Annotated in this window: 1 protein-coding gene; it reads left to right on the top strand. The window is 43.0% G+C overall.

Going from position 1 to position 13,352, the window contains the following annotated elements; genetic code table 11:
* The first annotated feature begins 287 nt into the window (after positions 1-287).
* Complete coding sequence (locus AsAng_RS26320; protein WP_264790125.1) at positions 288-12,935, top strand: T9SS type B sorting domain-containing protein; 12,648 nt, start codon at positions 288-290, stop codon at positions 12,933-12,935.
* Positions 12,936-13,352: the final 417 nt, after the last annotated feature.

Raw genomic sequence — 13,352 nt, 5'->3', positions numbered from 1 at the left:
AGTTAATTAAAACTTAAGAAAATTATTTTAACGAATAATATCCCTCCCTATTAGGTCGTTAAAAAAATAGCATCGCTATAAATTATTGCCATTGTCCTACCCCAAGCATTTACCATCCCCGACTAAAGAATATCCTTTTTAAGGAACAAATAAGAATATACATAATACAGAGCTATACATGTAGCTAATTTTTATACAAAAAAAACAGCTATATTATGTTTTTTTTGCAACTATATCACTAAAAAATACAAAGAACCTATTTGTTAGCTAAGACAAAATTTTAATCTATGCGATTTAATTTACATTTCTTCTTTCAACAACTATTATTGATTGGAGGTTTATGGCTCGGAATGAGCACATTTAGTTTTGCGACTCACTACACAGGTTTTGATATAACCTATACTTGCACGGGTCCTAACCAATATCTAGTAACCCTCAATGTTTATAGAGATTGTAATGGAGTTGGAGTAGGGACTACTCAAATAGTCAATTACAGCTCTGCATCTTGTGGAGTATCTGCTAGCCTAACCCTAAACTCTCAATCTGTCACTGATATAACACCATTATGCCCCTCTCAAACTAGTGCTTGTGGTGGCAGTGGTAATATTGGTGTAGAGTTACATGTCTTTCAAGGAACGTTAACATTGCCCTCTGGCTGCAATGATTGGATTCTTTCGTCTACTTCTTGTTGTCGTAACAATGCTATTACCAACCTAAGTAGTCCAGGTAGTAACAATATCTATGTTCAAACGACATTAGATAATACGATCAGTCCTTGCAATAGTTCACCTGCATTTGCTAGCAACCCTCAGTTGTTTGCCTGTGTGGGTCAGACCGTCAATTACCAACAACTTGCATCTGATAACGATGGTGATTCCCTCGTCTATTCAATGACAGACTGCTTGCAGGGGGCTTCTTCTTCTGTTTCTTATAGTGGCGGCTTTAGCGGAACAAACCCTCTGACAGTTCCAATTACCTTAGATCCTCAAACAGGAGCAATTCAATTTACAGCAAACCAGCCTCAAGTGGCCGTTATGTGTGTATTAGTTGAAGAATATAGAAATGGAGTGCTAATAAGTACGATTATGCGTGACATTCAGTTTAATATTACCAACTGTAATAATACGATTCCTAATATTTCAGGTATTAATGGTAGTCCAACTGTTTTTGATACAACAGTATGCGAAGGTGGTTTGCTCTGTTTTGACATTAATGCAAATGACATCAATGCAGGTCAAAATCTTACCATGACTTATAGCAATAATATCCCAGGGGCAACATTTACCCAAACTGGTTCAGGTGCATCGGCAACAGGAACCTTCTGTTGGAATACGTCTATTGGCGATCAAGGAACCTATGTTTTTGCAATAACAGCTGAAGATGATGCCTGTCCAATACTGGGACAAAATACGCAGTCCTTTACCATTGTTGTTGGACCTAATCCTAACCCACCTGTCAATGCAGGAACGGATGTTCAAATTTGTGCAGGTGACACAGCAACACTAACGGCAACAACAACAGCCCCTGCTGGTTTAGTTAGTTCCTTTGCGTGGACTCCAACAACGAATCTAACGAGCCCCAATACGGCTTCCACAGGTGCCTACCCTATTGCAACAACTAGTTATACCGTTGCTCTAACTTATACCGATGGCTGTGTATCAATGGATGCAGTTAATGTAAGCGTTGCAGATGACCCTACAGCATCTGTATTCCCTACTACTGCTGAAGTTTGTGGAGGAGCTAATTTTGTGCTTACAGGAACTACAGACCAAACAGGAATGAATTTTCAATGGTTTGACCCAGGTATGACCGCATTGGGTAGTGGTACAATATCTGGAACGACCTCTTCTATCCCTGTTTCTGTTCCAACAGCAGCAGGCACCTATGCATATATACTAGAAGTAACCAATCCAGGAACAGGTTGTACAACTCAAGATACTGCTTTCTTAACTGTTGGAACACCTCCTGCTCTTCCTAGTTGTGTCAATATATATGTATCTACAACTGGTGCAGATGCCAATCCTGGTACGCAAGCCAGCCCTACAACTTTAGCTTCTGCCTTAAGTCGTGCTGCTTGTAATAATGCCGTTATAAAAATGGCTACTGGTACCTATAATATTGACAATGCACTTACAATTGGAAGTTTTGTTACGCTTGAAGGTGGTTTTGATCAAGGGAATGCTTGGACAAAAACTAGTACTTCTGGTGCCACAACAATTAATCGAACGACTGCTAACCCTGAAGGTGCTGTCAACGCTCAACGATTAGTCGCTTTTTATGGAAATGGTGCTATCGGCTTCCGATTCCAAGATTTGACAGTTACAACAGCCAATGCAAACCAACCTGGTATGTCTACCTATGGCTTACACATGACTTCTTGCTCTGATTATGATATTGTTCGCTGTCAAATTGCAGCAGGAAATGCAGCAGCGGGAAGAACTGGTGCTGCTGGAACTCCAGGGGTAAATGGAGCAAATGGTAACAATGGGCAAGCTGGTGACAATGATGACCAAGACCGTAATGGTGGTGGTGGTAATGGTGGCGTTGGTGGTGGTGGAACCCCTGCTGGTAATGGTGGTGCTTGTTGTAGTACAACTGCCTTTCCTGGCGGTAATGGTACGGCACCAAGTGGTATCAACGGCGGCGGTGGTGCTGGCGGTGGCTCTGGTGGTGGAGAAGATAGAGATGGTGCTTTTGGAGGGAATGGCGGTGGTGCCCTAGGGGCACCAGGTACTCCTGGTCAAGAAAGTGGTTGTAATAGTAGTGGAAGCTGTGGTTCTAGTGAATCAGGTAACGACGCACAAGATGGTGCTGATGGAACCAATGGTACGGTCGGAACCAATGGTTCTGCTGGTTCTCATATCGGAGGTTTTTGGGTTCCTGGTGGTCAAGGTGGTACTGGTACCAATGGTACTGGTGGTGCTGGTGGCGGCGGTGGCGGCGGTGGCGCTGGCGAAGGGGGTACCTTCTGTACGGATGGAAAAGGCTCTGGCGGCGGCGGCGGCGGCGGTGGCGGTCAAGCAGGAACTGCTGGTGCTGGTGGATTTGGTGGTGGCTCTGCTTATTCCGTTTACCTATTCCTCAATGGAGCAAATGGTAACTTCACCCAATCTAACCTTAGTGCTGGTGCCTTAGGTGCTGCTGGTGCTGGTGGTAATGGTGGTGCTGGTGGTAATGGCGGTAACCGTGGTTTAGGAAGTACCTACCATGGTGGAGAAGTTGGTTGTGGTGGCGATGGTGGTAATGGCGGTGATGGTGGTGACGGTGGTAATGGTGGTAATGGCCAACCTGGAGAATCTAACCAATTATTCCAATCGGGCGGAAGTGGGTTAAATAGTTCTGATGTTAACTTTGCACTTACTGCTCAACCTGAAATTCAAGTATCTAATATCAATTGTACAGATGTGAATGTACAATTTCAAGACATTACTTCAACGGGCAGCACGTGGGATTTTGATGCCAATACCAATGCAGCAACACCTGCAACAAGTACAGCTACCACTGCTACCACTCAATACTCAGCGATTGATCGCTATGATATTGGTTTGGGGGCAAATTTATATGCTGGTTTTCACAACATCTCTTTCCAAAATACAATTGTACCTAACATCTTAAGCAATGCAACAACAGTAGGTACTGATACTTTTATGGTGTGTCAAGGAGATTTCACCAACTTTGAAAGTCAGTTTTTTGCAGATAGTTATGTATGGGATTTTAATGGTGCTATTCCAAATCCTGCTAGTATGCAAGTAGTTACTAGCCAATTTAACACCCCTGGTTTCTATCCTGTTACCTTATCTATTATCACAGATTGTTGTGGTCTTTCACCAGAAGATACAGTTTACCTTTATGTTACTCCCTTGCCTACAGTTAGTGGATCTGGTGACGTTAGTATATGCGAAGGAGATACAACAACACTTACCGTATCAGGCTTATCGGCAACAGATTCTGTCGTTTGGACACCAACAACTGATATGATTTCAATGACTCCTTCTGCTGTTATTGTTAATCCTTCTGCAACAACAACGTACTCTGCTACGGTTTATACAGTAACATCTACTCCTAGTGGAGACATTGTTTCTTGCCCTGTTGTTCTAAACTTTACCGTTACTGTTAATCCAACGCCCTTGTTGAGTTTCACCTCTGTTGACCCAACCTGTAATGGAAATGGTTCTGCAACAGCAACAGTAAGCAATCCTACTGGACTTTATGATTTTAACTGGTCTAATGCATTTAGTACTACAGGTGCTGTTAGTTCTACCAATACAGGTTTATCGGTTGGAGCTTATTATGTAACGGTATCTGAAACGGTGACAGGTTGTTCTACCATAGATAGCGTTTCTTTATTCCCAGGTGTAGGAGCACCAAATGTTTTCTTACAAACGAGCACTCCTGCTACTTGTGGTCAAACAAATGGTACAGCAACAGTAAATACCAATAGTGGTACTGCTCCCCTATCCTATCTCTGGAATGATGGTTCTACCCTAACCTCTCGTACAGGTTTAGCTGGCGGTAATTATAGTGTTACCGTAACAGATGGCGTGGGATGTACTTCTAATGTAACATTTGACATTACACAACAACCAGCCTTAGCAATCAATTTTGTGGACTCTGTTAATCCAGCCTGTATCAATTCGGGTAGTCTTGAAGTAGAGGCCACGGGAGGTACTCCTACCGTCAATTATTTGTGGAGCAATGCAGAAACAACGGCTCTAATTACAGCGCTAGGACCAGGAACCTATACAATTACAGCTACAGATGCCAACAGTTGTACGGCTACTGCAAGCTTTACATTAAATGGTATTACACCTACCATCAACCCTGTTGCAACAGGAACTTTACTCTGCCCAACAGATACCACAGGTATTATAGTTAATGCCAATGTAGGGGCACAGCCTTATGTATACAATTGGACAGGAGGTAATTCTGCTTCTTTTCCTACCAATCAAGATTATGTAACAAGCGTAACTGCTGGAAACTATTCCGTCACGGTAACAGATGCAACAGGAACTTGTACGGCTACTGGTTTAGTTAGCATTGCAGCTCCTCCAGCCTTCTCTATTACCGTAGACAGTACAGATATTGCTTGTTTTGGAGATGCGAATGGTACCGCTTCAATCACCCCTCTAGGAGGTTCTCCTACGATAGGTTTTGTATGGAGTAATGGTGAAACAACGGCTTCCATAACTGGATTAACACCAGGAAATTATAATGTTACGGCTACGGATGCCAATGGTTGTATATTAATAGATAGTACCGTTGTGAACCAACCAGCAGCTCCATTAACAGCTATAATGACAGATTCCACTGATATAACTTGTTTTAATGGCAATGATGGTGACGCAACAGTTACGCCCGCAGGAGGAACAACTCCCTATACCTTCACTTGGTCTGATGGTCAAACCAGTGCCCAAGCTACAGGATTAATAGGTGGGCTTTATACGGTTACCGTTACTGACAATAATAATTGTACCGTTTCTACCAATGTTTCCTTAAATACTCCTGCTACACCACTTGCTAGTTTTATAGATGTTGATACTATTGTTGGTTGTTTAAATGCAACTAATGGTGATATTCACATTGTACCTTCTGGTGGTACTCCTTTTACTGTTAACCAGCCAAATGGTACTGGATATACCTATATCTGGACCAATGGTTCTACCGATACGTCTTCTATGAATCTAGGTGCTGGACAACATTGTGTTACGGTTACAGATTCTTTGGGTTGCTCAGAAGTTGTTTGTATTACACTGACTGAACCTACTGGCGTAACGGCGACACTCACGGGTACAACCAACGTTATTTGTAATGGTCAAAGCAATGGTACGGCTACTGTTATGGGAGCTGGCGGAACTTTACCTGGCTACACTTACCTTTGGAGTGATGGGCAAACTAGCCAAACGGCTACTGGTTTAGCAGCCAATATTTCTTATAGTGTTACCGTTAGAGATGCCTATCGTTGCCCTGATTCTGTTGTTAATATCACCGTTACAGAACCTAGTGCAATTACTTTAACAACAACACCTACCCATTTAATTTGTAATGGTACAACTCCACCTGATGGTTCGGCTCTTGCCAATGCTTCTGGCGGAACAGGTGCTTTTTCTTACCTATGGGATGTAAATGCAGGAAGTCAAAATACGGCTAATGCCACAGCTTTGGCAGCCAATACTTATACCGTTACAGCAACAGATGCCAATCTTTGTACAGCTACGGCTACTGTCACTATTACACAACCAACTGCTGTTACTGCTACAATGACAGACTCTAATAATGTTGCTTGTTTTAGTGGTAATACAGGCGATGCGACCGTGGCAGGCAGTGGTGGAGCTGGTGGAACCTATAACTTTATTTGGTCTAATGGTCAAACCAATGCTCAAGCCACCGCTCTAACAGCTGGTCTTTATACGGTTACGGTTACAGATTCGTTTAATTGTGCAGCTATTGCTACAGTTACGATTACACAACCTGCAACAAGTGTAACTGGTTTTATAGATGTTGATACCATTGTTGGTTGTCTAAATGCAACCAATGGTGATATTCACATTGTACCTTCTGGTGGTACTCCTTTTACTGTTAACCAGCCAAATGGCACTGGATATACCTATATTTGGACCAATGGTTCTACCGATACTTCTTCTATGCATTTAGGTGCTGGACAACATTGTGTTACGATTACAGATTCTTTGGGTTGCTCGGAGGTTGTTTGTATTACGCTAACCGAACCTACTGGCGTAACGGCGACACTCACAGGTACGACCAACGTTATATGTAATGGGCAAAGCAACGGTACAGCTACTGTTATGGGAGCTGGTGGAACTTTACCTGGCTATACTTACCTTTGGAGTGATGGGCAAACTAGCCAAACGGCTACTGGTTTATCAGCCAATGTTTCTTATAGTGTTACCGTTAGAGATGCCTATCGTTGTCCTGATTCTGTTGTTAATATCACCGTTACAGAACCTAGTGCTACTAGTGTATCAATACCTACTCAAGTAAATGTTTTATGTAATGGAGATTCTACCGCTACTGCGACTGCTTTAGGTGCTGGCGGAACACCAGTCTTTACTTATTTGTGGGATGCGAATGCTAATAATCAAAACACAGCAATCGCTACTGGTCTCAAAGCTGGTACATACACGGTAACAGCAACAGATGGAAATAGCTGTACGGTTAGTACAGGAGTGACCATTACAGAACCTACAGCCATAACGGCTTCAATAACAAGCTCAACTAGTGTTACCTGTAACAATGGGAATGACGGTCAAGCGACAGCAGCAGCAACTGGAGGGGTCGCAACCTATAATTTTGCATGGTCTGATATTAATAATCAAACTAGTGCTACTGCTACTGGCTTAATTGCGGGTACTTATACCGTAACTATAACAGATAATAATGGCTGTTCTGACACAGCAAGTATCACCATTATAGAACCAACTGCTGTCACTGCTTCAATAACGAGTCAATCCAATGTAAGCTGCTTTGGTGGCAACGATGGAACAGCTACGGCCTTAGGAAGTGGAGGTATTGGCACAATAACCTATCTCTGGAGTATTGGTAGCCAATCGGCTCCAACTGCAACAGGTTTAACAGCTGGTTCTTATACCGTAACTGTAACGGATGGTAATGGTTGTTCAACAACAACAGGAGTAACCATTACAGAACCCAATGCTATTACAGCTACCATTACTAGCTCAAATAATATTACTTGTAATAGTGGTAACGATGGATCGGCTACTGTTACAGGAACTGGGGGAAGCCCTGCTTATAGCTTTGTATGGTCTGATCCTAGCAGCCAAACAAATGCTACCGCTACTGGTTTAACGGCTGGAATTTATACCGTAACACTTACGGATAACAATAGCTGTTCTACAACTGCTTCTGTTACTTTAACAGAGCCTTCTGCCATCACACTCACCAATAGTGTAAGTTCTAATTACAATGGCGTTTCAATAAGTTGTAATGGCGTCTGCGATGGAGAATTAACAGCAAATGCTACAGGAGGTACAGGTACGATTACTTACTTGTGGGATGCTGCCACGGGCAGCCAAACTTCAGCAATTGCAACGGGAATTTGTGATGGGGTTTATTCTGTTACCGCTACAGATGCTAGCTCTTGTACTGTTAGCTCTACGATAACAATCACAGAGCCTAGTGCAGTAGCTGCTACCAGCAATGGCACCGCAACTACTTGTAATGGAGCAGCAGACGGTACCGCTACAGCTATTGGTAGTGGCGGAATTGGTTCTTATTCCTTCTTATGGGATGCCAGTGCAGGGAATCAAAATACAGCACTCGCTACAGGACTTAGTGCAGGTACTTATTTAGTGACAATAAGTGACTTAAATGGTTGCTCAGATACTGTTAGTATTAATATTACGCAACCTACTCCATTAATTGCAACGCTTTCTACCACAGCAGTCAGTTGTTTTGGTGGAAACGATGGAACGGCTACAGCAACTACCACTGGTGGTACACCTGGCGTTCCTGCTTATACTTATGATTGGGGGAATGGAACAACCGCTTCAAATGTTAGTCCAACTCAATCCATTGGTACCTATTCGGTAACCATTACAGATAACAATGGTTGTTCTATTACGGAAAGTTATACCATTACAGAACCTTCTGCTATGTCCTTCACCATTTCGAATACAGATGTATCTTGTAATGGGGGCAATGACGGAACCGCTAGCATCAATGTTAGTGGTGGTGTAGGTGGCTTTACTTACAACTGGAACAATGGACAAAATACCGCTACTGCTACTGGCTTAACTGCGGGGCTACATTGTGTAACCGCAACTGATGGAAACGGTTGTACGGTTGATACCTGTATCCTAGTCAACGAACCTACTCTCCTAACTAACATGACATTTTCTGCTATCGATGCTACTTGTTTTGGTAGTAGTGATGGTCAATTAACTGTTAGTGCTTCTGGAGGGATACAACCTTATTCTTATGCTTGGGGTAACGGACAAAATACTGCTACCGCTACTGGCTTAGCCGCTGGGGTACATGCGATCACCATTACCGATGCCAATGGCTGTATTTTAATTGGTAATTCTACGATTAATCAACCAACTCCTTTGATCCTTTCTTATGTGCTTGATTCGGTTGATTGTATTGGTGGTAATGATGGTGGAGTTACAGCAATAGCGACTGGTGGCAATGCCCCTTATACCTATCAATGGGATGCCGCTACAGGAAATCAAAATACCGCAAACGCTACTGGACTTTCGGCTGGTAACTACAATGTTACGGTTACTGATTTCACGGGATGTACCCTCAGTGGTAATGCTTCTGTTTTTGAACCCAATACACCTTTAACGGCTACCATCATCAACCAAAGTAATCCTTTGTGTAATGGTGGCTCTGATGGGATGATTGAAGTAGATGCTCAAGGAGCAACACCAAATTATACTTATCAATGGAACAATGGGCAAACTTCTAGCATTGCCACAGGTGTCTCTGCTGGAATACATACGGTTTCCGTTACGGATGCCAATGGTTGTAGCATTACTGCTACAGGGGTATTGGGTCAACCTACTCCACTAACTCTTAATCCACAAGTACTTTCTAACTACAATGGAGCAGCAATTAGCTGTCCTGGTGAGGCAGATGGCTCTGTAGGCGTAACCGCCGCTGGGGGGAATGGTGGATTTAGCTATATCTGGAGTCCTGCGGGACAAAATACCGCTACCATCAATGGCTTAGTCGAAGGAACCTATTGTGTTACGGTTACTGATGTGGCAGGCTGTCAAGCCGATACGTGTATCAGCATTGTTGATCCTGTTCCTTTAGCAGCTACCTTTACCCAAATTGATGTCTTGTGTCATGGAGATGCCAATGGACAAATCGTAGTAAATGCCACTCCTGGAACGGGTACATTGGGAGTGAATGGATATGAATATAAAATTACAGGTCCTGGACAAAGTGGTAATGTCTACAGTGCCATTAATGTTTACAATAACTTAGCAGCAGGATCGTATGTGGTCTTTGTTCGAGATGGAAACAATTGTGAAATTAGTCTTCCGATTGCCATTGCAGAACCAGCACCCGTCTTAATTGACTCTGTGGTGATCACCGATGCCCTTTGTTTTGGTGCTGCGGATGGAACAGCAATGGCGCATGCCAGTGGTGGAACAGGAACCTATACTTATCGTTGGTCAGATGCTCAGGTAACCAACCCTGCTACGGGCTTAGCCAAAGGTTTGTATACCGTTACGGTAACCGATGCCAATGGTTGTGATCGAGTAGAGGTCTTTAATGTTGGAGAACCAACTGCCTTGACTGGAAACATTACGGCTAATCCAATTCCTTGCTTTGGAGGAACGGCTACTGCTACGGCAAGTGGTAGTGGAGGAACCCCCATTGCGTTAACTTCTTATGTTTACAACTGGTCCAATGGCAGCACTTCTGCCACGACCATCGGCTTAACGGCTGGGGTGCATTGTGTGACCATTACCGATGCGAATGCTTGTTCTTTTGTGACGTGTGTTACCCTTACTCAGCCTTCTACTGCTTTAACGGCTAGTATTAGTGCTCAAACGGATGCCACTTGTCATGGCAGTGCGACTGGAACGGCTACTGCACAAGGCAATGGTGGAACCAGTCCTTACACTTACCAATGGGATGCGGCAGCGGCTAACCAAACGAGCCAAACGGCAATTGGGTTAGCTGCTGGAATCTATACAGTAGTCGTAACAGATTCTAACAACTGTACCAACTCTACAACGGTTACGATTAGTGAACCTTCTTTGTTGACGGCTGCCATTACGACCACCACCAATGCTACTTGTAATGGCGTTGGAACGGGAACTGCTACGGTTGCTGGAACAGGAGGAGTACCTACTTATACTTATCTATGGGCGGATGGACAAACCAATGCTACGGCTACAGGCTTAGTTGGTGGTTCACATCCTGTTACCCTTACTGATGCCAATGGCTGTACGGCGATTGCTACGGCGATAATTACAGAACCTACCGCAGTAGATATTACGGCTATTTTCACCACTCCTGTTGCTTGTAAAGGAGGGGCTACAGGATCGGCTACCTTGAGTATTCAAGGAGGAACGCCAACCAGTGGTTATACCTTCCAATGGTCAGGAGCGCCTGGACAAAATAGTATTACAGCTACTGGTTTATCGGCTGGGATACATACTGTAACAGCAACCGATGCCAATGGTTGTTTTGATGTGGACACCTTTACGATTTCAGAGCCTGCTCTTGGATTAACGGGCTACTTAACCACTACAGATGCCCTTTGTTTTGGAGCCGCTAGTGGTGAAATTGCTGCGGTTATTACAGGAGGAACAGGAAGCAATTATACCTTTGCTTGGAATAGCAGTCCTAGTCAACATACGGTTGTTGCCGATAGTTTAGCGGCTGGTAATTATACCGTTACGGTAACCGATAGTTTGGGTTGTACCTTGACTTTAACGGGTACGGTTGGAGAGCCTAGTCAATTAGTTGTGACGGCTGGCGTACAGCAAGATGTCACTTGTTTTGGTGGCGACAATGGTATTGCAACCGTACTGACTACGAATGGTGGTGTTCCTACTTATTCTTACGTATGGACCGATCCTAGTGGTCAAGTCAGTACTACTGCTACGAATCTTAGTGCAGGTCCTGTTACCGTAGTAGCGACCGATGCCAATATGTGTACAGCGAGTGCGACGGTTACCATCACAGAGGCAACTCCAATTACGGTAACGGAAAATGTTAGTCCTGTGAGTTGTCATGGCTTAACGGATGGTAGCATTGATATTCTTACTTCGAATAAGGTATTGGTGGGTTACAATTGGTCGAATGGCTTTATTGGCAATCCAAACAATGGCTTGGCTGCTGGGGTTTATGAGCTAACCGTAACCGATGCTACATTCTGTACGGAAAGCTTTAGCTATACCATTACAGAGCCTTCTGCAATCAACCTAGATATCCAACAAACAACGGCTATTTTGTGTCATGGGGCAGATAATGCAACGGCTCAGGTAACTCCTACGGGTGGATCACCTGCTTACACTGCAAATTGGAACCATGGAGCCAGCAGTAATACCGTCACAGATTTAGCGCCTGGTTTGTATACTGTTACCATAACCGACAGTAGAGGTTGTATGGCAGATACCAGCATTACTATTGAAGAGCCTGATTTGTTAACCATTACAGGAACAACCGCTGGAACTTTCTGTGCAGGCGATCAAACGGGAGTTTTAACCGCAATCGGTGCAGGTGGAACGGTATTGAGTGGTTTATTGGAATACAGCATTGATGGAACGACTTGGCAAAATGGAAACATCTTCTCTGGTTTGAGTGCTGGAATTTATACCTTGTCGGTAAAAGATGAAAATGGTTGTGTGGTTGATACAGCTTTGGTTGTAGAAGATGCAGATCCGTTCTTTATTAGCAGCATGACTGGAAATACGACCATTGAATACTTGGATAGTTTGACTATTCAGGCGACCTTAAACGATACTACAGGAGTGCTTTACAGTTGGACACAAATTACAGGAGTGATGGGTGTTGTAACCGATAGCTCTTATAGCTTTGATATTGCTCCTGCTGAAGCTGTGCAGTATGAATTTACCGCCACCAATGCGAATGGTTGTACGGTCGATAGCATTGTGATTATTGATGTTGAAAAACCACGAAGAGCCAATGCGGCTACTGGATTTACGCCTAATGGAGATGGGGTGAACGATTACTTCTTTATTCAAGGAGGGGAGAAAGTCCAAGAAGTAGTACTCTTTAGAGTTTACGACCGATGGGGCGAATTGGTCTTTGAAGGCAGCCACCTTGATATTAACATTGCTACTCAAGGATGGAATGGTATTTTCCGTGGGCAACCTGCTAGCTCAGGTACTTACTCTTGGTATGCTGATGTCTTGTTTAAAGATGGTAAAACTACTCAGATTAAAGGTGATGTTATTTTACTTCGATAGTATATTGATTTAATAACTCTAAAATCAAAAAAAGCTCAAGGTCTTAAGATCTTGGGCTTTTTTAAGTTTTACAACATAAACTTAACATTTTAAAACTACCTTACAGCAATTAATACATCTCAAATATTAACATATACATTAGAACCTACAAATAAAGTTTTTGCTCTAATTAAACTAGTGTCTTACTTTTGAGGTATTGATTTAGTTCAATATTTGAATTTTAGGTTTTAGAAAAAAGTGTGTTATTTCTTACCATCAATAAAATTAAAATTTCATAGGGTTTTATTTTAGTGTTAAGGGATTGTCTTGTGGGGAGACAATCCTTTTTTTTGTTTATCTTTCTGATTTTTAACCTATTCTATTCAAAAAACAGCTCCTAATAACACCAACTAAAATAGCCCTTTTGTTCGTTCGTTA

This window comes from Aureispira anguillae, from assembly GCF_026000115.1.
In the GTDB taxonomy this organism is placed as follows: domain Bacteria; phylum Bacteroidota; class Bacteroidia; order Chitinophagales; family Saprospiraceae; genus Aureispira; species Aureispira anguillae.
This window is presented reverse-complemented; position numbering and strand designations above follow the sequence as displayed.